General features: G+C 43.3%; 17 protein-coding genes. 11 read left to right on the top strand and 6 right to left on the bottom strand.

Features of this window, described 5'->3' with window-relative positions; all coding sequences use genetic code 11:
* The first annotated feature begins 369 nt into the window (after window positions 1-369).
* Complete coding sequence (locus tag NVS78_RS06405) at window positions 370-2,076, top strand: TldD/PmbA family protein (protein WP_286358412.1); 1,707 nt, start codon at window positions 370-372, stop codon at window positions 2,074-2,076.
* Window positions 2,077-2,125: 49 nt separating this feature from the next.
* Entirely contained in the window at window positions 2,126-3,772 is a 1,647-nt protein-coding gene (locus NVS78_RS06410; RefSeq protein ID WP_286358413.1) for a metallopeptidase TldD-related protein, read from the top strand.
* Window positions 3,773-3,822: 50 nt separating this feature from the next.
* On the opposite strand, the gene NVS78_RS06415 is transcribed toward NVS78_RS06410, so the two are convergent.
* From NVS78_RS06415 to NVS78_RS06435, 5 genes are all read right to left on the bottom strand, one after another.
* Entirely contained in the window at window positions 3,823-5,175 is a 1,353-nt protein-coding gene (locus NVS78_RS06415) for an efflux transporter outer membrane subunit (RefSeq protein ID WP_286358414.1), read from the bottom strand.
* Between the two features lie 37 nt (window positions 5,176-5,212).
* Window positions 5,213-8,332 (bottom strand): efflux RND transporter permease subunit, encoded by a 3,120-nt coding sequence (locus tag NVS78_RS06420; protein WP_286358415.1) that lies wholly within the window; start codon window positions 8,330-8,332, stop codon window positions 5,213-5,215.
* Window positions 8,329-9,465 carry an efflux RND transporter periplasmic adaptor subunit gene (locus tag NVS78_RS06425; RefSeq protein ID WP_041505145.1) on the bottom strand — a complete coding sequence of 379 codons (1,137 nt, stop codon included), beginning with the start codon at window positions 9,463-9,465 and terminating at the stop codon, window positions 8,329-8,331. The genes NVS78_RS06420 and NVS78_RS06425 overlap by 4 nt, the downstream gene beginning before the upstream one ends.
* A gap of 278 nt (window positions 9,466-9,743) precedes the next feature.
* On the bottom strand, window positions 9,744-11,816 hold the full coding sequence (locus tag NVS78_RS06430) for a M3 family metallopeptidase (RefSeq protein WP_286358416.1): 2,073 nt from the start codon (window positions 11,814-11,816) through the stop codon (window positions 9,744-9,746).
* Window positions 11,817-11,907: 91 nt separating this feature from the next.
* On the bottom strand, window positions 11,908-12,414 hold the full coding sequence (locus NVS78_RS06435) for a calycin-like domain-containing protein (protein ID WP_059026259.1): 507 nt from the start codon (window positions 12,412-12,414) through the stop codon (window positions 11,908-11,910).
* 76 nt (window positions 12,415-12,490) lie between these two features.
* Between NVS78_RS06435 and NVS78_RS06440 the strand changes: the two genes are divergently transcribed.
* The 9 genes from NVS78_RS06440 to NVS78_RS06480 all read left to right on the top strand — a co-directional run bounded on the left by NVS78_RS06440 (window position 12,491) and on the right by NVS78_RS06480 (window position 22,371).
* Entirely contained in the window at window positions 12,491-12,955 is a 465-nt protein-coding gene (locus NVS78_RS06440; protein ID WP_286358417.1) for a hypothetical protein, read from the top strand.
* 66 nt (window positions 12,956-13,021) lie between these two features.
* Window positions 13,022-13,579 (top strand): RNA polymerase sigma factor, encoded by a 558-nt coding sequence (locus NVS78_RS06445; RefSeq protein WP_286137594.1) that lies wholly within the window; start codon window positions 13,022-13,024, stop codon window positions 13,577-13,579.
* Window positions 13,580-13,692: 113 nt separating this feature from the next.
* The gene (locus NVS78_RS06450) at window positions 13,693-14,874 is read left to right on the top strand and encodes a FecR family protein (RefSeq protein ID WP_286358418.1); all 1,182 of its coding nucleotides are present in this window, start codon (window positions 13,693-13,695) and stop codon (window positions 14,872-14,874) included.
* Window positions 14,875-15,060: 186 nt separating this feature from the next.
* Window positions 15,061-18,561: a SusC/RagA family TonB-linked outer membrane protein gene (locus tag NVS78_RS06455; protein WP_286358419.1), complete on the top strand. Its 3,501-nt coding sequence runs from the start codon at window positions 15,061-15,063 to the stop codon at window positions 18,559-18,561.
* A 5-nt stretch (window positions 18,562-18,566) separates the two neighbouring features.
* Entirely contained in the window at window positions 18,567-20,123 is a 1,557-nt protein-coding gene (locus NVS78_RS06460) for a RagB/SusD family nutrient uptake outer membrane protein (RefSeq protein ID WP_286358420.1), read from the top strand.
* 24 nt (window positions 20,124-20,147) lie between these two features.
* Entirely contained in the window at window positions 20,148-20,798 is a 651-nt protein-coding gene (locus tag NVS78_RS06465) for a hypothetical protein (RefSeq protein WP_286358421.1), read from the top strand.
* A 12-nt stretch (window positions 20,799-20,810) separates the two neighbouring features.
* Window positions 20,811-21,209 (top strand): hypothetical protein, encoded by a 399-nt coding sequence (locus NVS78_RS06470; RefSeq protein ID WP_059026252.1) that lies wholly within the window; start codon window positions 20,811-20,813, stop codon window positions 21,207-21,209.
* A gap of 11 nt (window positions 21,210-21,220) precedes the next feature.
* Complete coding sequence (locus tag NVS78_RS06475) at window positions 21,221-21,454, top strand: hypothetical protein (protein WP_286358422.1); 234 nt, start codon at window positions 21,221-21,223, stop codon at window positions 21,452-21,454.
* A gap of 365 nt (window positions 21,455-21,819) precedes the next feature.
* A complete protein-coding gene (locus NVS78_RS06480) occupies window positions 21,820-22,371 on the top strand; it encodes an RNA polymerase sigma-70 factor (protein WP_286358423.1) in 552 nt (183 codons plus the stop codon).
* Between the two features lie 171 nt (window positions 22,372-22,542).
* Here the strand turns inward: NVS78_RS06480 and NVS78_RS06485 are convergent, their stop codons facing one another.
* Window positions 22,543-24,837 (bottom strand): Gldg family protein, encoded by a 2,295-nt coding sequence (locus NVS78_RS06485; protein WP_286358424.1) that lies wholly within the window; start codon window positions 24,835-24,837, stop codon window positions 22,543-22,545.
* Window positions 24,838-24,839: the final 2 nt, after the last annotated feature.

A 24,839-nucleotide genomic window follows, 5' to 3' on the forward strand; every position in this document is an offset into this window, starting at 1 on the left:
GTATTGGAATGTAAATATGATGTAATAATAGAATACGAATCGTGTTTATAAAACCTTCGTTTAAAGCGTAATATTATAAAATAAAAATGATATGGATAGTATAAATGGAGTAAAATCTATGTGATTTGAATAAAATATAATCATAACTACATGAAATATAGCGAGTAAATGTTTAAAATTGTTTTTATATATAATGCGTTTATAGGTATTGATTATCACTTCGAGGAGGGTATCTCCCCCGGTATTTTAGGTTTATTATAACATAATTTTAAAATATCAATTTATTTATTCTTAGATTTATCTTGCTATATTTGTTACGAGGTTTGTGCGTAACCTTATAAATTTATTTATTCACTTAAATTTACACAAATGAGAAAATGTAGATTGGTTATTTTAAGCTTATTTCTTTTTCTGTTGTTTTTGCCGGGTGCTTTCGGGCAGGAACAGGATAAGTTACTGCAACTTTTGAAGCAAGAGTTAGCGTATGATATGAAAGAGTTGCAGAAACAGGAATTTCCTCCTTATCACATGAATTTCCGTGTTTTGGATGATAGAAATGTGAATATATCCAGCTCTTTCGGGGCGACCATGTCGGTTCAAGACTATCGTACCCGTATGTTGGTACCTCAGATCCGTTTAGGTGATACGTTACTGGATAATTTTAAATATAATTACATGGGAACGGCACCGGATCAAAGAAGAAATTACCGGGGGTCGTTACTTCCTTTGGAAGATGAAAACGGAGAGGACGGTATAAGGCAGGCTATTTGGTCGGAGGTTATAAAGCGTTACAATTTTGCCCTTGATATGTACGAGAAGGCAAAAACACAAAGTACGGTAAGTGTGGATAACGAGGATAAAGCCCCTTGCTTTTCTTCCACTCCAGTGGAAAAATATTATGAAGCGCCGATTCCGGCAGAAAAGCAAGCTATTGATGTAAAAGCCTGGGAAAAGCGTTTGAACGAGGTTTCTTCTATATTTAAAGAGTCTTCTTTATTGCAGGAGGGACAGGCCAGCTTGAGTTTCCGGGTATTGCGTACTTATTTTGTGAATACAGAGGGTACGGAAGTCGTGCAGAACCGTACGTACGCTCGTATTATCATTTCTGCTTCCATGAAAGCCGAAGACGGGATGGATTTACCGTTGAATCTTTCTTATTTTGCTTATGAGCTGAAAGATCTTCCTTCCAACGAGCGTTTGATTGCGGATGCGAAAGATATGGTAAAAAGATTGAGTATTTTGCGGACGGCTCCGGTTGTTGATCCTTATACGGGACCGGCCATCCTTTCAGGGCCTGCCAGCGGTGTATTTTTTCACGAAATCTTTGGACATCGTTTGGAAGGTCATCGGATGAAGAGCGGCGGACAAACTTTTAAGAAAATGGTAGGCGAGCAAGTTTTGCCGGTTGATTTCCAGGTGTATTCGGATCCCACGCTGAGACAATATGCAGGAGATTATATGAACGGTTTTTATCTGTATGATGACGAGGGAGTTAAAGCCCGTCGGGTGGATGTCGTTACGAACGGAGTATTGAAAGAGTTTTTGATGAGTCGGGTTCCTTTGGAGGGATTCCCTCATAGCAATGCTCACGGACGTACTGCCGGAGGAGGGGATCCCGTATCCCGTCAGGCCAATTTGGTTGTGGAAACGACGAATCCCCGGACTGAGGCTCAATTACGCCAGATGTTGATAGAGGAAGCTAAGAAACAAGGAAAAGAATACGGATATTATTTCAAAGAGGTAACGAGTGGTTTTACTTATACGGGAGAGGGGGGAAGTTTGAACTCCTTTAATGTAACTCCGTTGGAGGTATACCGTGTTTACGTGGACGGTCGCCCGGACGAGTTGGTTCGGGGGGTAGACCTGATCGGTACACCCTTGTCTATGTTTTCCAATATCGTAGCCGGTGGAGATCAGCCGAGCGTTTTCACGGGAATGTGTGGCGCTGAGTCCGGATGGGTACCCGTAACGGCGAGTTCTCCCATGATTTTCGTTAATAAGATTGAAACGCAACGGAGAGAAAAGTCTCGGCAATTGCCTCCCATTCTGCAGGCTCCGAGTGAAAACAAGAAATAAAAGTCATTATACTTTGGTTTAAAGTCTAAAATCGTAAATCTAAAATAAGATGAGATATATATTAGCTGTATTTTTGCTTTTTTTGCTGGTTGCTCCGGTATCGGCACAAAGTGATTCCGATAAGGTAGTTTTCAAAGCTATGCAAGATGAGATCGAGCGGAATAAAGAAGAAATTGTTTTGCCGAATATGCAAAGACCTTTTTTCCTGTCTTACGCGTTGGGACATTATCGTCAGTTTGAAATAGTGGGGGTATTGGGAGGGGTAGTAAACTCCTACGTGTCGAATGGGAATACGACAGGGGGAGTCCAGTTGATGTTGGGTGATTATAATCACACGAGTGATGCCATGTACGTGGGACAATATGCAGAGGCGTCTATCCCCGAAGAGATGGATTATTTGGGTGTCCGGAGAGGTTTTTGGTTGGCAACCGATGTCATGTATAAGTTTGCCCTGCAATCGGCATCTGCCAAGGATGCTTATTTGAAAGCTAATCCACAATCTACTGAAGAAGCTCAATTGGCTGATTTGGAAAAAGTAGAACCTATCGTAAGGATCGTGGAACCCAAGGAGCCTTATACGATCGATCGTTCTAAGTTGGAAGAGATTGTAAAAGAATTGTCCGTTATTTTTAAAAATTACAAGGAGATATACAATACACGGGTTGTGGTAAGTGGTATAGATATGGAGTTGTATCGCCAAACGACGGATGGGGTTTCCGTGAAGCAACCTTCTCGTTTTGTGAATCTTTTTGCACAGGGAACCGTAACGACTCCGGAAGGCGAGAAGATTACGGATACTTATTCTGTTTTGGTAAAAACCCCGGAGGATTTACCTTCCATTGAGGAATTGAAGAAAAATGTAACGAAATTTGCGGAGAATCTGGTTAAATTGAAAGATGCTCCTAAAGTTGAAGAGTATTATTCCGGTCCGGTATTATTTGAGGACGGTGCCGCTTCTTCGATCTTCACTCGTAATCTGTTGAATAAACAAGGTCTGTTTGCTTATCGAAAGCCTAATTCAGACCGTGTTCAACAAGTAAAGACATTAGACGACCGAATGGGGAAGAAGATCATAGATTCTCGTTTGACTGTAAAAAATTACAGCACATTGGATAAATACAACGGAGTTTCTTTGATCGGTGCTTATGAGATCGATGCAGAGGGAGTTGTTCCGGAAAAAGAGATGACTTTAGTAGAGCATGGTATTCTTCGGGGAATGTTGAACGGTTGTGTACCTACATCGAAGGCTCCGCACTCTACCGGTAGTTCCCGGTTCGTGTATAGCGGAATTGCTTACGTGACTGCTCCCGGTACGATTCATATCCAAGTGGATAAAGGGATTAAGCCGGAGAAGATGAAAAAAGCCTTAATTAAAGCCGCGAAGGAAGAAGGGTTGGATTATGCTTACATCGTTCGTCGTATAAGTGGTATCGGATCTTTGCTTTATCGGGTGAATGTAAAAGATGGTAGCGAAACATTGACCCGTACGGCTGATATTTCTGCGATTACTTTACCTAAGATTAAGCGTGTATTGGAGATCTCAAACAAAGAAAATGTCTCCAATTACATTTTGAACAATGATGTTTTATCTTCTTTGATTTATCCTTCTGCAATTTTAATTGAAGATGTCGAGATCGGTAAATTGCCTGTTAAGGCCGAGAAAGCGCCTGTATTGACTTATCCATTGCAACGATAAAAGTTTTTTCATATAAAAAAAGCCGGATTTTTTATCCGGCTTTTTTAGTTTTACCATCCGCCGCCGAGGGCAAGGTATAAATAGACTACCGAAAGTAATTCGTCCCGGATGGCGTTATTCAGGCTGATTTGAGCGTCAAAATAGCCACGTTGTGCGTCCAATACGTCTAAGTAACTGATTACACCGTTAATGTATTGAAGGGTTGCCAAATCCATATAGGAGTGAGCAGCTTCTTCCAAATGTAAACGTGATTCTCGTATCTCTTTTATTTTCTGGTAGGAAGTCAGGGCGTTGTCAACCTCTTTAAAAGCGGTCAACACGCTTTTTTGATAGGCGTATACTTCCTGTTCGTAGGCAGCCTTTGCCGCTTTCAGTTTGGCCCTGTGTTTACCCATGGCGAATAAAGGTTCGAGTAATTCGCCTCCTATATACCAATAGGGTGCTTTCAAAAAATGACTGAGTTCATTATTCTCCAGGCCGTATACCCCGGTTAGTTTGAAATTAGGGAATAAGTTCGTGTAGGCAATGCCGACTTTGGCATTTGCTGCCTTTAGCTTTAGTTCAGCTTGCCGGAGATCCGGGCGGCGTTCCAATAATGTGGAGGGTAAACCAACGGGTAATGACGGGGGTAGAGCTTGATTTACGATATCTTGTCCGCGAGGGATTTGTCCCGGGTAGTGTCCGGTAAGTAAAGAGATTTCGTTTTCTTTTAATTTTATTTTGCGTTCCAAATCCGGAATCAAGGTTTTGGTTTTAGCCAATTCCACCTGTGCTTGTCTGTAAGAGGTCTCGGATGTCAACCCTCCTTCGAAACGGAGTTTAGCTAAATATACGCTTTCTTCCCGTGCCTTGAATGTTTGTCGTACAATACTTAGTTCTTGATCCAGTGCTCTGAGTTCAAAATAAGCTTGTGCGACTTGTGCGATCAGTGTCATTTGCAAGGCTCGTTTGCCTTCTACCGTTTGCAGATAAGCGGCTAAGCTTTCTTGTGTGGCCCAGCGCAGTTTACCCCATAGATCAACTTCCCAGGTGAGGTTTAATTTAGCCTCGAAGGTATTCTCCGGGGTTGCGTCATACTCTCTCTCTCCACCGATTTGTCCTTCGATTTGTGGAAATAAATCGGCCTTGCTGATCCGTTGGTAAGCTTTGCTTTCCTTGATCCGGGCAGCGGCAATCAACATATCTTTGTTGTGTTCCAACGTCGTTTTTATCAATCCCTGCAATACGGTATCCCTATACAGTTCCCACCATTTGATATGTTGGACGGAAAGGGTGTCTTTGCCTCCGGCAAGAATCGCTTGCGGGAGATTTAATTCGGGACGGGTATATTTTTGTCCTAATTTACAGGAGGTAAGAAGAACTCCTGTCAGTAGTCCGATGCTTATGAGCTTATAGTGTTTCATAGTCTTACATAACTTTAAAGTGGGTGTCGAATTTATTTCAGTTTGAAATTTCGTTTGGCACCCTGCGATGTTTTTTCTGCTTCAGTTTATAGATCATGATGAAGAAGAAGGGGACCAGAATAATTCCGAGCGTGATTGCGACGATCATACCGAAAAATACTCCCGTGCCGATAGAATGACGGCTGGCAGATCCCGGACCGCTTGCTATTACGAGAGGAAGCATACCTAAAACAAAAGCCAGTGAGGTCATTAAAATAGGACGGAACCGGGCCCTTGCGGCTGTAACAGCCGCTTGTACGGCATCGATACCCCGGTCGACTTCTATTTTGGCAAACTCCACGATTAAAATGGCGTTTTTGGCGGCCAGACCAATAAGGGTAACTAATCCGATTTGGAAATAAATATCGTTTTCCAATCCGAAAACCCATATCCCTAAATAAGCTCCGAAAGCGGCAACCGGAAGGGATAGTAACACGGAGACAGGCACGAGCCAGCTTTCGTATAGAGCGGCTAAGAACAAAAATACGAAGGTAAATACCAGAATCATGACGAGTCCGGTTTGTCCTTCTGCTTTTTTCTCCTGGAAGGAAAGACCGCTCCATTCGATACCCATATTTTCGGGTAAACGGGTCCGGGCTATTTTTTCTATGGTGTTCATGGCTTGTCCGGAACTGTATCCCGGTGCGGCAGAGCCCCGAATCACGGCGGTAGAGAACATATTGAATCTTTTGATGCTTCCCGGTCCGGTCGTGTATTCGGCTGACCCCAATGCCGTCAGGGGAACCATGTTTCCTTTGGCCGTTTTAACAAAAAACAGATTCAGGTTATCTTTGTATTTACGGTACGGGGATTCTGCTTGAATGTAGACTTTATATACCCGGTTGAACATATTGAAGTCGTTCACGTAAACCGATCCCGTGTAAGCTTTCATCGTTGAAAATATGTCGGCCAGCGGAATGCCCAATAATTGGGCTTTATCACGGTCTACATCGAAATACAATTGTGGAATCTCGGCTTGTAATGAGGAGGATATTCCTGTAATGGCCCGGGAACGGGAAGCGTATTTCATTAACGTGTCGACGGCTTCCACGAGATTTTCGAATGTGGCTCCGTTGCGTGCCTCTATTTGCATTTCAAAACCTCCGGAGGCTCCTAATCCTGGGATCACGGGAGGTGTGGATAAAAATACCTGTGCTTCCGGGTAATTGGAAAATTCGGAACGTACCTCCTCCATGACTTTCTCCAATGATAAGTCACCTCTTTTTCTTTCCTTCCATGATTTAAGTATGACGGTCAATTCTGCTCTGGATTGTGCCGTTCCGATCCTCGGACTGGTTCCCGTCACATTTTGTACATACTCGACAGCCGGATGTTTTTTCAGAAATTCTACGGCTCTTTCCGTTACGATACGGGTACGTTCAAGACTTGCCCCTTCTGGTAGAGCCAATTCGACTTTAAAATATCCCTGATCCTCTTCGGGTAAGAAACTGCTCGGAATAAACCGGTTCAACACGAATATGAGTATAAGGATCATGCCGAATCCGGCAATGATTCGGCGGGGGCAATTTACGGCTTTATATAAAGTCCGAATGTAAAAATTGTTGCCTCTTGCCAACCATTCGTTGATTTTGCGGAAAATAAAATTTTTCTCATGTTTATTCGGTCGAAGCATGATGGCACACATGGCCGGACTCAGAGTCAGGGCTACCAATGTAGAGATCAATACGGAGACGACTATTGTTATGGCAAATTGGCGGTAAAGCATTCCCGTGATCCCCGGAAGAAAACTGACCGGAATGAAAACGGCTGCCAAAACCAATGAGGTCGCGATCAAAGCGCCGGTTAATTCTTTCATTGCCTTGCAGGTGGCTTGGTAGGGGGAGAGTCCTTCTTCCATAAGGCGTTCGACACCTTCTACGACGACAATGGCATCATCCACAACAATGCCGATAGCCAGTACTAATCCGAGTAATGTCAACATGTTCAGGGAGAATCCCATCATGAGCATAACACCGAAAGTACCTATTAAAGAGACGGGAACCGCAAGTAACGGGATGACGGAGGCTCTCCAGTTTTGCAAAGAAAGAAAAACCACCATGATAACTAAAAAGAGGGCCTCGAAAAGTGTTTTGTAAACTTCATGTATTGATTCCGATATGTAAGTGGTGATGTCGAAAGGAATAGAGTAACTTAATCCTTCCGGGAAGTTTTTGCTGATCTCTTCCATGGCTTCTTTCACGTTATCGGCTACTTCTATGGCATTGGCTCCCGGAAGCATGTATATGCCCAATACGGCGGCATTCTCCCCGTTTATACCGCTTTCCGTGGAATAGGATCCCGCTTCCAACGAAACCCTGGCCACGTCGCGTAAGCGGATTATGGAACCGTCCGGATTGGCGCGAACGACAATTTCTTCAAATTCATTAATGCTGGAGAGACGTCCCGGGGCGGAAATAGGGATGGTCAGATCCGATCCGGAGATCGGTTGTTGACCTAAAACTCCGGCGGCGGATTCCCGGTTTTGATCTTTCAGTACATTTTGGAGGTCTTTGACCGTTAGTCCGAAGTTTGCCATTCGGTCGGGAAGTACCCAGATACACATGGCGTAGTATCGGCTTCCGATATTGGAAACCCGTCCCACTCCCGGTATCCGTCGAAGGATATCCAATACGTTGATCGTGGCGAAATTACTCAGATAAATTTCATCAAAACGAGTGTCGGATGAGGTGAGGCACAAGGTCATCAACTGACTGGATGACTGTTTCTCTACTTTAATGCCGTTTTGTATTACTTCGGCCGGAAGACGCGATTCCGCTAATTTAACCCGATTCTGAATATCCACGGCAGCGAGTTCTGCATCGGCCGAGATGTCGAAAGTTACGTCGATAGAGAGACCACCGGAGTTGGAACTACTCGATTCCATGTAAAGCATTCCCGGGGTTCCGTTTAACTCTTGTTCAATGGGTGTGGCCACGGCCTGAGAAACCGTAAGGGCACTGGCTCCCGGATAGGAAGCCGATATTTTTACTACCGGAGGGGTGATTTGCGGGTATTGATCGACAGGAAGAAGGAATAAACCGATAAAACCTATGATCACGATTACGATAGAGAGAACGGCCGAGAAGATCGGCCTATCGATAAAAAAGGTTAATTTCATAAGCTTTTTTCCTCCTCTTCTTTAGTGGCAACGACTGGAAGCACGAGACTTCCCGGGGTTAATTTATGGAAACCTTCCACCACGATAAGTTCTCCTTCTCCCAATCCCCGTTCTACGACGACCTGATTTTCAAATTCCGGACCTAATTCGATGAAACGTTTTTCTGCCGTACTGTCTCGTCGTACGACATAGATATAAGCACCTCCTTTTTCAGTTACGACGGCTTTCGTGGGAACGACGATGGCATGCTCCCGTACATCGAGCAACAGTTTTACTTTGGTAAATTGTCCGGGTAACAGGATACGATTCGGATTCGGAAGTTCGGCCCGTACCCCGAACGTTCCGGTTTGAGGATCAACCTGCGGTTCCGCGAAGTCAACGACTCCCTTTATGGGATAAACGGAGTTATCCGCCAGGGTTATCGTGACGTTAGGCTGCCAGGAGCGGTTAGCGTCTTTTTCTCCTAAGCGGACATTACGCTGCTGGCTACGTAAGTAGTCCAACGCGGTCAAACTGAAGTCAACAAGCACCTCGTCACTCTCCACGATCGTGGCTAAAAGCGATTTGGAACCCGGACCTACCAATGTCCCTATATCCACATAGCGTTCGCTAATGTAGCCGTCGATAGGGGACTTCACGGTCGTGTAGCTTAATTCCAATTCGGCTTGAGCCAGATCGGCCTTGCTCATGGCAACGTTGGCTTCTGCGCTTTCCGAAGCGGCTTTTGCGTTATCCAAATCCAATTGACTGGCGGCTTTTTGAGCGTATAAAGGTTGAAGACGTTCGACATCCCGGTCCGATTTGGCTTTTTGGGCGTTGTCTTTTTTTAGTTGAGCTTTTGCTTTATCCACTCTTGCTTTATATAAATCGCTGTTGATCCGGAACAGAGGTTGGTTTTTATGTACTCTTTTTCCTTCTTCGAATAACATTTGTTCGAGATAACCTTCTACTCTGGCCCTAACTTCCACGAAACGTTTGGCTCGAATTCTTCCCACGTATTCACCATATATCTCAACATCATCAACACCGACTTTTTCCACGGTTACAACTTGTCTTTCCGGTTCCTGATTTTTTTTACATCCGACTAAAGATACAAGCAAAAAAATAATAAGGACTTCACATAATCTATTCATACTTTTTTGTTTTAATTTCGTACACGATGTCCATTCCTATGAAAATGGCATGCTATTTTTGGATAATTCGATAATATTAATTGTATTCGATTGGTTATCAGCGATGTGTTTTACGTGCCCCGGATGGAAATTGTTTAATGTCCGGCCAAAATCTTGAGGCGTTTTTCCACGGTGTTGGGGAATTTTTCTACGTTGAAATGATTTTACAAAAAAATAATTAACATCCGGAATTTAATGAAGATGTTAACTATTTTTTGTTTTTGGAATAGGGCCGAATGTTATTTCAAGCCGCTTCGTTCAAGAAGAGCATCGACCGTAGGTTCCTGACCGCGGAAACGTTTGTAGAGAATCATGGGATTTTCCGAGCTTCCTTTTTCTAAAATGTTTTTGCGGAAAGAAGTTGCCGTTTCCTTATCGAAGATTCCGTTTTTCTTGAAAACGGAAAAAGCGTCAGCATCCAGGACTTCCGCCCATTTGTAACCGTAATATCCGGCAGCATATCCTCCTGCGAAGATATGCCCGAAGGCTGTTGAAAAGGCACTTCCTTTTACTGCTGGCATGATCTCCGTTCTACCCATAGCCCTATTCTCGAACTCGATCAAAGGTTCCGTCACCGGTTGGGTAATGGTATGCCACGCCATATCCACCATAGCGAAACTTAATTGCCGGTCGCTGGCATATCCGCTTTGGAAGTTAGCTGACTTCTTGATTTTGTCTATGTATTCTTGAGGCAGTTTTTCTCCGGTTTGGTAATGTACGGCCCAGGTATCCAGCCACTCTTTTTCCAATGCCCAGTTCTCCATGATCTGGGAAGGCAACTCCACGAAATCTCGATATACATTTGTCCCGGAGGTTGAGCCGTAAGTACATCGGGATAACATGCCGTGCATCGCGTGTCCGAATTCGTGTAAGAATGTGGTTACTTCATTAAAAGACAGGAGTGAAGGTTTCGTCTCTGTCGGTTTGGTAAAATTCATTACCATGGAAATCAACGGGCGGGAATCCTTGCCGTCTTTTATTTTTTGTCCTCTGAATTCGGTCATCCATGCACCGCCGCCTTTACTTTCTCTCGGAAAGAAATCCAAATAAAGTACACCTAAATAGGTACTGTCTGCATCGTAAACCTCGAATGTTTTCACCTCTTCATGATACAACGGAATATCGTGAACCTCTTTGAAGGAAATTCCATATAATTGGTTGGCTAAATCGAATATGCCGGATTGTACGTTTTCCAGTTTGAAGTAAGGTTTCAACATTTCATCATCAAGGGCATATCTTTCTTGCATGAGCTTATTAGAATAATAGGCCCAGTCCCAGCGTTGTAGTTCTCCTTTTAGACCAGATTTGCGAGCATACTCCTCTACCTCTTCTTTATCTTTTAAAGAGGCAGGATGGGATGCTTTATGTAATTCTTCAATAAAACTGTTCACGATCTCCGGTGTATTGGCCATGCGATCCGTGAGAGCGTATTCTGCATAATTTTTATATCCCATGATTTGAGCCAGTTCCAATCTCAGGGCGGTGATCTTTTTTATAATTTCTTCATTATTGTATTCGTTTTCGCGGTTTCCTCTGGAAGAGTTTGCCCGATACATTTGTTCTCTTAATTTCCGGTTATCGGCGTATTTCATGAAAGGAGCGAAACTGGGATAATGGAGCGTGAAAACCCAGCCTTCCTTGCCCTTTTGTTTGGCTGTCATTGCGGCCATCTCTTTTACTCCTTCCGGCAATCCGGACAGTTCTTCTTCTGTGGTCACGTGTAACTCGAAGGCATTGGTTTCCGCCAGTTCGTTTTTATCGAAGGTCAGACTTAATTTGGAGAGTTCTATGGAAACCTCTTTGAATCGTTCTTTGTCAGGACCTTCCAAATTGGCACCTCCTTTGATAAAGGCTCTCCATGTCTTCTCCAGTAATGCATTCTGTTCCTGGTTCAGATTCAGTTTTTCTTTTTGCTCGTAAACTTGTTTGATCCGGTTGAAAAGTTCTTGATTCATGTATATTTCGTGACCGTGTGCCGTTAACTTGGGAGAAACCTTTTGTGCTATATCTTGCATCAGGCTGTCGGTCATGGCAGAATTCAAGTTGAAAAAAATATTTGAAATATACTCTAAACGCTCGCCGCTGTTATCGAGGGCCACAACGGTATTTTCGAATGTGGGGGGCTCCTTGGAGGTGGCAATCAGGGTAACCTCCTTTTGGGCCTCTTCAATAGCTATGTCAAAAGCCGGTTCGTAGTGTTCCGCTTTTATTTTATCGAACGGAGGGGTCTGGTGCGGGGTATCGAAAGCCATTAATAAGGGATTTTGATCGCTTTTACCGCAAGAGGCCATAACGAGAATAATTGCAGCCATAAAAGTTATTTTTTTCATTTATAAAAGTCAGTTTAATTTATACTTCAAATTGCGGGTACAAAAATAAGATTTTTTCCGCTTTTCCGGTAGATTATTTTTTTCCTTTAAAAAGGATTTGAACTTCCAATATCATAGGAATGATACTTACCGTTATCTTCAAGTCCATTTCGTTTTCCTTGATCGTTCCGTTAGGAGAATAACCGATGGTTTGTTTGCCGTAAACGACGTTTCCGTTTCCAGCCAAATAGAACGTGTCTGCCGTTTGGGTTATTTGGCATTTTGCCGGTTCTATTTTGATTCCTTCTACGGGCATTTTGAAATCAATTAATTGGATGAAAATTTCCTCTTCCGCGTTTCGGGTTATTTCTAATTTGCAGGGAACCGGTTCGTCCGGTATTAATTTTTTCCCGTCGGGAGCCGGTTTGATCATACTTTTAATATGGTCCGGTAATTCGATGGTAGCTTCTCCTTTGTACACTCCCGGCAAGGAGGTGACATCATTTGCTTTTTTTCGGCTGCACCCCGTACAGGAAGTCATGAGATGTACCGTTGATGATAGTAAAAAAAGAATCCCGCAAAAGAGTAGTATCCGCTTCATTGTTTTTGATATTATTTTTTGTATTTTCGAACGGCTAAAATAAGAAAACCTTTTTAAGAATTAAACAGCTTGAATAATGAAATTCGTACGCGTATTCCTTTTTATTGTAATAAGTATTTTTGGGGTTGAAAATTGCCTGTTCGCGGGTGATAAGGAAAAAAAAGACAACGCGGCTTCGGTTGCAGGAGTATACGAGGGAACGGCCTTCGTGGAGATCATGCAACAAGAGATGGAATTGAAACTGGAACTGATACGAATTCATAAGGATAGCGTTATCGTGAAGGTGACGAATTTCGTACTGCCTAACGGTCAAAAATTCAATTACCGTTCTCAAGGTGTTTCCGTGAAATCGGAAATAAAGCAAGGGAAAACGATTTATAATCTTTATATATCTTTTTCCTATACCTACAACGGAATGCCGATGGAGGTAAAAGCTTCAGGAAAAGTGATTGACGGTCAGCTCGATTCTGAAGTGAAGGCTACCATCATGCAATCCATGGAAACCAAAGTGACCTATAAGGCGAAAAAACAAGAAAAGTAGTATATTCTAAAATTGATTGTTTGTTTGAACTTTTTTATATTTTTGTATACTTTTTGAGCGTAAATCGTGTATGCAGAAACGGATATAATAAAGAGTCTCAAACAGGGCGATCCCTTGTGTGTAAAGATGATGTTTGATAATTATTATCAGGCTTTATCCGTTTATGTTTTGCGCTATATTGATTCGTTTCAGGATGCTGAAGACCTTGTTCAGGATGTTTTTATCTCCTTTTGGGAAAATAAAAAAGGCACCCGTTTCGTCGGGTCCGTTCGAGGATATTTGTTCGGGTCCGTAAAAAAGGCTGCACTGAAGTTCTTGGAACGTTCGGGACGTTTTATTTTTGAAGAGATCGAGAATCATTTGAATTCACTTCCCGAACGCTTAGAAAATTTATCGGAGGAGGAGATTCGTTTACGTCAGCATAGACTGCAAAAAGAGATTGACCGATTACCGGAAAAGTGTCGAGAGGTATTCGTCTCTATTGTTTTGGAAGATATGTCTTATAAAGAGGTCGCTCAAAAATTATCTGTTTCGATGAATACGGTAAAGACTCATTATTCAAGAGCTTTGAAACAATTGCGTGAAGAGTTGGATGCTATCGTCCTTTTGTTGTTAAGGCATTGATGGGTATAATTTTCGCCTTTTTTGCCTGAAATGTATTTTTTTGAAAATATAGTGTTTTTTTCTTTCACCCGTTTTTGTTAAATGCGGAATGTAAGGGAAAGAAGCAACATAAAATGGATGGAATAATACAAAAATGGATAACGGATTACTGTCTTGGAGAAATTACCCGGGAAAATTTCGAACGATTGCAATTATGGATGCGAGAAAATGACAAAAATCAGAAGGTTTTTGAAAGTTATTTGCGTGTTCATAAAGAGAGTCGCGAGGTTGCTTTTTTAGTCCGTTTGGACAAGGAAAAAGCATGGAAGCAGATTTCCGGAAGACTTCAGAAATCCCGTTATTTATCATTTTCTTTTTATCGGAGAATGGCGGTCGTGGCTTCCGTTCTTTGGGTTTTGGGAATAGGAATGTATTATTTTATTTCTTCTTCCCCTACGCGGATACCTGAAAATTTTTCGGTTAATATTCAGCCTGGGGACCTAAAAGCGACATTGATCATGGCAAGCGGGGAGGAGATCGCGTTGAACAGAGATCGTTTCTTAAATGTAGTAGAGAAAGACGGTACGGAAATTTATCAGGATTCGTCGACGGCATTGGTATACGAGGGCATTGCGGATGCCAGTCACGGGATGTCCGGAGCAGAGAATACTGCCCCATTCAATACCATTAGAGTTCCTTTGGGCGGAGAATTTCATCTGACTTTGGCAGACGGAACCCGGGTATGGTTAAATTCCCAGTCGGAGTTGCGGTTCCCGACCCGATTTAACGGCGAGAAGAGAGAAGTATATATGGAAGGGGAGGTATATTTGGAGGTGAGAAGAGATGAAAAGCGTCCTTTTATCGTGTATGCTGGAGAGACGGAGGTCCGGGTATTGGGGACTTCTTTCAATGTAAAAGCTTACGCGGATGAGGGAGAGGTGGTGACTACTTTATTGAGCGGGAAGGTAAGCGTGGGGGTGGGAGAGCGGTCAGCGGAACTGGATCCGGGTAAACAGGCTATATGGAATAGGAAAGAAGACCGTATCTCCGTTCGGGAGGTAGATGCTTCTCGCTATATATCCTGGACAAAAGGCGTGTTCGAATTTGAAGATCTCTCTTTGGCCGAGATTACCTTGCAATTGTCCCGTTGGTATGACATACAGTTCGTGTTTGAAGATGAGGATTGTGCCGGGCGACGGTTTACGGGGGGGGTGAAAAGGTATGCCCCTTTGGTTAATTTCCTTGAGATAATAGAACAAACGACGAATGTGAAATTTGAATATGCAGGTAAAAATATAGTTATAAAATCACATTAAGTATTGACTATAAAAAAGTGGGAAATGTTGTGCACCATTCTCCCACCTTATGTTTAACCCGTTCCAAATGAACAAGTGAAGCCGTTTATTTGGAATAAAATTAGAACCATTTACAAAGATATGGAAAAAAAGCGAAAGTATCGCTATCTCCTTCGACGAATAGGGGATAGTAAAACTCTTTTAGTCATGAGAATTACATTATTTTTAACGATTGTACTAAGTTGCAATGTTTTTGGTTCGGTTTCTTCCCAAAACGTGAAGCTGAATTTTGAGAACGCTACTTTGAGGCAGGTATTTAAAGACTTGAAACAACAAACCGGTTTTCTCTTTATTTACAATGAAGAAGAATTGGATCGTCGGGCCAAGGTAAGTTTGAAAGAGGAGAATATTACTTTAAAGACTGCTTTGGAAAAAATATTGTTTGGTTTACCGTACTCTTTTGATTTGTTGGATGATATGGTGGTGATTAGACCTACTCCTCTTCTTCGGACGGCTCAGGATAGTGTAAAAGTAAAAAGTTATAAGATTGTGGGGAAGGTCGTTGATGATAAGGGGGAGCCTTTACCGGGAGTAACTGTAGTCTTGGATAGCACCCGGTTGGGGACGGCGACGGCTGCTGATGGAAGTTTCAGCTTGACTTTAAACCTTGATAAGGGGACTTTGGTGTTTTCGTTTATCGGTTTTAAAATAAAACGGGTTCCCTTTAAATACGAAAAAGATAAGCAGATCGTCGTAAAGTTGGAAGAAGACATTTCTGCTTTGGACGAGGTGCAGGTGGTGGCTTACGGGGAGACCACGAAAAGGACCGCTACGGGGTCTATTTCGGTTGTGAAAGCCGATGATATTAAGGGAATACCTTCTCCGAGTATAGCTAATTTATTGCAGGGACGAGTCGCTGGTATGGATGTAACGAATATTACGGGGGCTCCCGGTGGAGGTGGTACTCAGATTACTATTCGGGGGTATAATTCGTTGAGTGTGGAAAGCGGCCGCCGGTTTTCCAATCCTTTGTGGGTAGTCGACGGGGTACCGATGCCTTCGTTTACCTCCCCGGTGACCGGAACAAACGGATTGGCCGATTTGAATCCGGAGGTTATCGAGTCTATTCAGGTGTTGAAAGATGCTTCTGCCACCTCTTTGTACGGTTCTCGTGCGGCAAACGGGGTCATCATCGTGACAACGAAAAAGGGACGGAAAAATCAGGATGCTACTTTCGACGTCAATTTTTCTTACTCCTACAATGTATTGCCCGCGTATCCGAAACAGACGGGAGGTAAAGCGGAACGTTATTTCCGTTTACAACAACGGTTGAATGTGCGTAAAGCTTATAAAGATTACGATAAGAACATGTGGGTTTATCCGACATCCTATGAAGAGGCTTATCATAAAGGAGGGGCGTATGACGGTTTTTGGGGGGACGGTTATGTTTCCGATAAGGGGGCTAACGGTAGCGAATTGCAGGATAGTTTGAATCCGTTTTATAATAATTCGACCAATTTTTATAAGTATTATTTTCAAGCGACTAAAACGTTGAATGCTAATATACAGACTACCGGGGGAAGCGAGCGTATGACTTATTCCGTCGGTTTGGGATATTACGATGAAAAAGGGATTTTAAAGGGTACGGGTTATTCTCGCGTCAATTTAATGGGTAATTTTATTTTGAATCCGATAGAGGTGTTGACGGTCGATTTTCGGGCTTATCTTGCCTATTCGGACCGGAGTAGAGGGGTGAGAAAATCCGGTTTTTCCGGAGGAAACGAAGTAGAAGTGATTCCGGGAGATCCGTTGGAGCAATCCACTCTTTTGCCGGGGAATAGTGCGGTGACGGAGGAGGCTTTGAAAGGGTTGAAGGGCAAAGAGGAGAAGAATAATACCTACCGTTTGCGTTCGACATTCGGATTGAAGTTGGATGTAATGAAGGGATTGAACATTTCGAACACGATCTCTATCGATTATTCGCAAAACAACCGGAACTTTTTTTCTCCTTCCTGGTTGAATGATCCGAAAGAATCCATGACGAACGGGGAGGTGGCTCGCGAATACACGGTTTTGGATGAGGCCTTATTGAATTTTCAACGGGAATTTGCCGGACGGCACAAGTTGGAAATGATGTTAGGATATTCCTATCAGTATGATCAATACAATTACGTGGGCGGATCGGCCAAAAACGGTCCGAGCGATTACGTGCATTATGCCACGCAACACGGGTGGCCCGGAACTACGGATCGGGGATATTATGTCGAACCGATGAAGGATTACCAGTCCGATTTGACGGAAAAGAAAATGATGAGTTATTTCGGTCGTATCAATTATATTTTGGATGAAAAATACATGTTGACGGGTACGCTTCGTCGGGACGGTAGTTCTGTTTTCGGTCGGGACTTACGCTGGGCTACTTTTCCTTCGGTAGCAGTAGCTTGGAATTTTTCGGAAGAGCGGTTTATGAAGTGGTTCGGTGCGTTGAGTTTTGCCAAGATTCGTTTCAGTTACGGGGTATCGGGTAATCAATTCAATCAACCCTATCTGGCCTATGGTTTATTGGTAGGAGGACAAGGATCTTACGAGGGACAGCCCATCATCACTCCCGACCTTCAGGAGGGGTATTATAACCCCAAGTTGGGATGGGAAGAAACGACTCAATACGATTTCGGGATGGATATGGATTTTTTTGATTATCGTTTGTCTGTTGTTGCCGATTACTATTATCGTCGTACGGATAAAATGTTAAGTCGTACTCCGATACCCGGGAGTCATGCCGGTTTCGGGAGTGTATGGCGTAACGCCGGAGCTTTGTCTAACGAGGGAATGGAGGTAGAGGTAAAATATGATTTGCTTCGTGAGAATGAGATCTTTTGGAATATCTCGGTCAATTTTGCGAAAAACTGGAATAAATTGTTGGAGACTTATAACGGGAAAGATATGGAGATGACCGATATGATGAAAGAGAGAAGGAGCTATATTATCGGTAAACCGGTGGGGAATATTGTCGGGTATAAGACGAACGGCTATATTCAGTCGGATAGGGATATAAAGTATTTTTACCGTCAGGACGGGACTTATCGGGCTTTAGAAAAGAAATATTTTTCTGATGTGTTTTATTCTCCCGGAGAATTGCAGATTGCCGATGTAAACGGAGATTGCTATATCGGTCCGGAGGACGGGGTATATATCGGTAGTAGTTTACCCAAACTGTACGGTGGAATCGTGAACGAGGTGAAATGGAAAAATTTCGATTTGAATATGTTGTGGTCTTATTCGTTAGGCCGGGATATGATTAATATGTTACCTGTCGTTTCGATCAGTAAAGAGAACGACTTGTATCCGATATTTGCCGATTTGAACGGGGTAACCTTTTGGGAAAAAGAGGGGGATAATTCAACGTATCCGATGGTGAAATTAAACAATTACAATGACCACTGGTCGCCTATTATGGATCGTTACGTGGAACGTGTAAATTATTTGAAATTAAAGACGTTAACTGTCGGTTATACGTTGCCTAAAATGATTCTGCGTAAATGCTTTATCAAGGATGTCCGTTTGTTTTTCAGTGGTGAAAATTTATTGACGCTGACGAACTATTCGGGCATGGACCCGGAGACGGTGGATATCAACACGGGCTTGGACGAGGGGAAAAATTATCCTTTAGCCCGGAAACTAACCGTAGGTATAACTATAAAACTGTAATGACGATGAGAACAACACATATTTTATTTTTTCTGATGCTTTTGGGAGGACTGTATTCCTGCATGGACGGCTTGGAGGTCGTGCCTGAGAATTCCGTGACTTTCGAGAATTATTTTAAGACGGAAAAGGATCTCGAAACATCGGTGGATGCTATTCGGGATGCGTTTCGGGGTGCTTGTGCCTTTGATGCTTACAAGAGGCCTGTCGAGCTGGGATATCTTTACGATACGGTGTCGAAAGGAACCTATAACCTTTTAAATTGGGATGAGACGCAATTTACTCCTCAGATGGTCGATATGTTTTGGAATAGCCAGTATACTGTCATTTGTTTAGCGAATATCTTGTCTGAAAATCTTTGGAGGGCCAAGTTGCCTAAAGAGAGAGAGGCCTATTATGAAGGACAGGTTCATTTTTACAGAGCTTTTACTTATTTTCGAATCGCTCAGAAATGGGGAGAGGCCCCGATGCAGACAGATAGTCGGGATATCGGGAAGAAAGAAAAATCTTCTGTCGGTGAGATATTGCAATATGCTTTGAATGAGATTAATACGGCCGTACGTCTTTTGCCATGCCGGGAGGAGTTGATAGATGCCGGCGGTTCTAAGATTACGGGGAAATCGACGGCTTCCAAAGAGATTGCCCAGGCATTGAAACTGGATATTTGTTTGTGGAAAGCGGTTGTCAACCATGAGCCTGAATTATTGAAAGAGGCTCTTTCCGCGGCTAACTTTGTAATCGATTCGTGTGAGTATGCTTTGGCTGCTGATCCGGAAGAGGTGTGTGAAAAAGTGATTACCGGGGGAAGTAACGAGGGAATTTTTGAGATAAAATACAATTATCTGGAATCAACCCGTAATCCGTGGACGACGATGATATATTTTGTTTCTTTTCCCATTCGTCCGGAACAGGGACGGGGTGAGATAAAAAACGCGGATGCCCGATTATTTCAGAAAACGGTTGAAAAAATATACCCCGGTCGTTTTGACGGAGCCATTGCCGATGGAAAATATACCGGGGACAGGCGTCGGTTAGCCTATTTTTATGATTTAGATACGATTGCCCGAAATGAGGAGTGGCGAAAATTGGCTGGAGGGTATGCTTATCCTTATAAATTCAGAAAAGTACAGTTGGGAACATCTGGTTGGGGTGAGGGAAAATTCGAGAGTTTTGCCTGTGATCATGTGATCTATCGATTGGCGGATATTATCCTCTTGCGGGCCGAATGCTTGGTGCGAATGGGAAAAAACGATTTGGCTATTAAGGATTTGAACCGGATTAGACAGCGGGCTTACGGGGATAATAGTGCCGATTATTCGGCTGACGAGGGTGATTTGCGTTACGCCATTTTTAAAGAGCGGGAAAAAGAGTTGTTGTGGGAGGGTAAACGTTGGTATGATATTGTACGAAACGGTTACTGGAAAACGGAACTGTCCGATTTTCATGCCACGAAAATGACGCAACAGGATGTGGATGACGGAGCTTTGTATTTGCCTGTGGGATGGCCTGCTTTTGAAAACAACTCTTTGATGACTCAAAATAAGTATTGGTTGAAGCGTTATTAATGTAAATTTAAATAACAGATAAATATGAAATATATATTATTGATCGTATGGATGGTATTCTTGTCCGGATGTGATCCGCAAAACAATTATATCGACACGGGAATCTCCGATGGAAAACATGATTGTTCCATGTACGAATATTTTAAGAGCGATCCGGATAACTGGAGTTTTTTGGTACAAATGATTCAAAAAGCGGAGCTGGTTTCTTTGTTTGAAGGAGAAGATCCGGAATTTCCGCAGATAACTTTTTGGGGGCCCACGAATTATTCTATTCGCCGGTATATCCTGGATTGGGAGATAGAGGGAGGTATTGAAGGTATGAGTAAAGCATTTTGTGAAAAGATGCTTTTGATGCATGTCGTAGAAAAACGAATGATGAAAGAGGAGATTAATTTCAGAATACCGGATCCTTCCGGTAAATTGATCGGGGCTACGGAACTACTTACGGAAGGAGGGGTAAAGTTACTTGCTTACAAGGAGAGAGGCGTATGGGCCGGGGTGGCCAATGCCGGAGCCGTTATTTTGTATTTGCATTCGGAAAATTCCGATAGTAAAATTCCTTTGGCTTCGCCGAATATTGAAACCATCAATGGCGTTGTTCATTCGTTGAACGGTAATTACACGTTGGGCGATATGGTCACGGAAGATGATTTGAAAGAGATTCAAAAACTTTAAAACGAAAAGATCATGAGAATAGGATTATATATCATTTTTATTCTAATTACGGCGGCCTGTCATGAAGTGAAGGTCGGATACTTGGAGACAGAGGGTGCTCTCTACGATCCTGATACAATGGAGATAAAGATTATTACGGATAAAACAGAGACCGGCCCTCATTGGATTTCTCCTCCGATTCAGGGAGTAGAAGGGACCCAACCCATCTGTTATACGATAGAGGCGGTAAAAACGGAGGACGGGGATGAGGTGGAGTTTTTGAAAGAGATCAAGGTGAGGGGAGACGGCACCTTCGATATACCCTTCCATCATACGATTCCGGCCGGGAGTTATGTCGTTTCTTTAAGGGTACGGAACGAGGGTTATTCGAAAGTAATCAAAGATGTCTTTACTTTTCTCGTGAAAGAGTAATAATTTTTTACGTGGTATGCATTCATGAGGTAACCTCTCCGACGGGAGGTGATGCGGTTTTGTTTAAAAGTTTAGTGAAAATGAGGGGAGATGGGACATTGGAATTACCTGCCAATGTTTTGCCGGAAGGGATTTTCATGTTATCGATGAAAGTCGAGAATGAGGATCATGTTTCTATCGTTCCCCATTGCATTACCGTGAACGTGATCGGGGCGCCCGGTAGTTTTATGTTAACGAAAGAATAGGTTTCGTGTTTTTCCCTTATTGGGAATAGATAAACGAAAATGGATGGTTGAATAAACGTGGATTTTCCGTCATGCGGAGAATCCACGTTTTTATTGTCGGAGATACACGTACGTTATCGTTCGGGGAGATTGAATATTGGAATTGACATTGTTTTTATAAATAAGTTGTTATTTTGTGAATAATAGTTTTATAGGTTATATGTTGTAATTCACAGATTATTATAGTATTTGTATATTGGATTATATTGAAATACGGCTATTTTTTAACTTAAAAATGAGGGTTAATAGTAAGAAAATATTTGTATTGATGATAAAAAAAGTTATTTTTGACAAGTGTATGGGTGGTGACTAAAATAAGCAAAAGCATGGTAAAGTCTGTTTTTGATAGTAAAATGTTCGAAAAATTATTTCATCTTCATTTTGTAGATTTGATGGGCTTTGTTAATAGCTATGTAAAGGATGAGGAAGTAGCTAAAGATATTGTTCATGATGTTTTTCTGGTGCTCTGGAATAATAGAAAGCGATTAGACTTTTCCTATTCGATGAAATCTTATTTATTTACGTTATCCCGGAATTATGCCTTGAATTACTTGAAGCACTTGCGCGTCGTTGCGTCGAATGAACGGGAGATGACGGCTTTCATAGAGAGTACGAATGATGAATTGGAGCAACGTGAGAAGAGGTTGTTTCGTTTACATGAAAAGCTGCTTCTATTGCCTCAAAAACAGCAAGAAATATTGAAAAAGTGTTTTATAGAAGGGAAGGGGTATAAAGATGTGGCTGAAGAATTTGGAATCAGTTTGAACACGGTAAAAACCCATCTGTCCCGGGCGTTGAAATTTTTGCGGGAGGAGATGCATGACGAAGTGGTTTTATTGTTCTTCCAGTATAGAAAGATGGGTATGGGAAGATTTTAATTTCTATTCCGGAGGATTAATTAAAAGTGCCGGAGAAATCGTATTGTTTTCTCCGGCAGCACACTACGGCGGGTTGTTTGTTTTATGTTTAGGTAATTGGTTTCAAATGTTTTTGTAAGTACGTGGAAAGGGATATGAATACCCCTTTCTTGGTACTTGAAAAGAATGTTTTTATCTTCCCCGTCTCCGGATCCAGATGATGATAGCCGCGATCGCTAACAAGATCGGGAAGAGTCCCATGAGACTGAGTTTTGAAATATACATACCCGTTTCACTCACGCGCACGGCGTTGTCGGGCGGATTGGGGCGACGCACGTCTATGGGCACCTCCTCGTCCGACATCCAGAAGAAGGAGCCGGTAATAAGCGAGTAGTTGGAAGCTCTCACTCCTTTTCTGCTGATGCTGATCTCCCCGTTACTCAGGCAATCGGCATCTCCCAGGATAATGATTTTCTGTTCTTTCTCTCCCACCTTCCGGGTTAAGGCTAAAGCCGTGGTATAGATTTTTTCAATCTCTCCCGCTTCGGGGTTCAATTTCACCGTGTCATCCACGAAATCGGTCGTTTCCACCTCGTTCCAGCAATTGATCGTGTCGCTTCTAAAGAGGGGAATAACCGTGAAGCCTTTGTTTTCCGTATATTCTAAACCTGTGCAGCTTGGCATCGTGACCACGTATTCCCTCTTGATCATGTTGTCGAAATGATAGGAGAACTCCCCGGCCTCTCTCGTTGGCGTGGCGATGATAAAATCGGCCTGGAAATTTTCAGTCGGTCGAACCAGGCGTCCTGGCATGAATCGTACGCCGAATCGTTCCACGAGCGGGTTCATGACCTCTTGCCGCCTGGGCTCCCCGGCGATCATCAGGTTGCCACCCCGCTCGATATAAGCGTTCAAGCGCCGGTTCTCTTCCGGGGAGAGGGGTTCCCGCGTGTCGGCAATGACCAGGATATCGATGTTTTCCGGTATCTCCCTGTCCAGCGTCACCTCGATGAAGTCGAACCCGTTGTTGATCAGCGAGTAACGGAACGGCCTGTCTTGTGCGAACCGGTTGTAATCACGGTCTCCCTCCTTGATACAGTCCCTCTCGCCGTGTCCCTTCAGGAAAGCGACTTTCGGTAGTTCCATCACCAGTCGCTTGAAGGCGGCGGATATCTCGGACTCGAAAGGATGCACGTACATGTCATCGAAGACGCGCAAGAATGTTTTCTGCCCGTTCTCTCTCTCCAACACCCTCACGAACCTGTTTTTCTCTGGCGATAGATTTTCCATTTTCCTGACGTCTTCCGGCGTGATGAACATGTTGGTGTCCAAATTCCACGAATTGCATATTTTCACCATGCGTTCCCTGTCTGAAAGCCCCGGGTATCGCTTGTCCAGTTGCGGGTTTTCAGCCTTGTCGTAGTAATAGACGTACTTCATCTTGATCTCGGGTTTGAACCTTGTATATTGTTTAAACCGTTCCATATCCCGGTTAACGTTACGTGGTAAGGCTAACGTGTAGTAGTTGTCGAGGATATTGGTATAGGTCGTGATGGTCAACCCGCCTTCCATTTTTTTCACGATTTCCTGGCTGTTGGGGGTCAATGTTCTGGCTTTGGTACGCGTGGCATCGTAAAAAACCATCAAATGCGGACGTGAACTGAGGAAGCCGAGGAAGATGGCGATAAAGACCACCCCGATGTATTTCCCGCACGAGACAGTCCATGCGCTCTTTTGCCTGACCCCCTGCAACCGGATGATGGAAAGAGCCAGGAAAAGAGCGATCACGATGATGAAGTATAACACGTCGTCGCTACAAATCAGGCCGTTAATAAACTCGGAGGCGCGTCCCCTTATGGATAGCCAGTAGGTGATATCCCTCACGAAAGCGATATCCTGCCACGTGCCCCCGATGAAATTCAACACGGCCAGCACGGCCAGCGTTCCCATGGCGGCCACGACCTGGTAAGAGGTTAGGCTTGACATGAACAACCCGATGGCCGCATAGGCGCAGATCAAAAGATAGAGCCCGAGCAAACCCGATAAAGTGGCCACGAAATCAAACGATTTGATAGCGGCAGCCCCGTAGATGACAAAAACGAAAAGGATGAACACGAGCACGATCCCGTAAATCATCATGGATAAAAATTTCCCCAGTATGATCTGGGTGTTGGTAACGGGAGACGAGTACAGTAGTTTAATGGATCCGCTCCCTAATTCCCGGCTCATGAGTCCCATGGTTAACAGGGGTATGTAGAAGTAGAGGTATTGTTGCACGTTAGTGAAAAGTCCCCACATCCCGGCGTAGGTTCTCATGGTAACATCCCGTAGGGTATATCCTAATTCCTGGTTCCTGACGAAATTGCTGAAAACGTCAGAGAACGCCATGGCGGCCTGGAAGGTGAAAATCACGATAATCAACCAGGCCACGGGTGAATAGAAAAGGGTTTGCAATTCGGTTCGGGCTATTTTATATATCATTCTCATAA

The organism is Gabonibacter chumensis, assembly GCF_024741215.1.
GTDB classification, from domain to species: domain Bacteria; phylum Bacteroidota; class Bacteroidia; order Bacteroidales; family Marinifilaceae; genus Gabonibacter; species Gabonibacter massiliensis.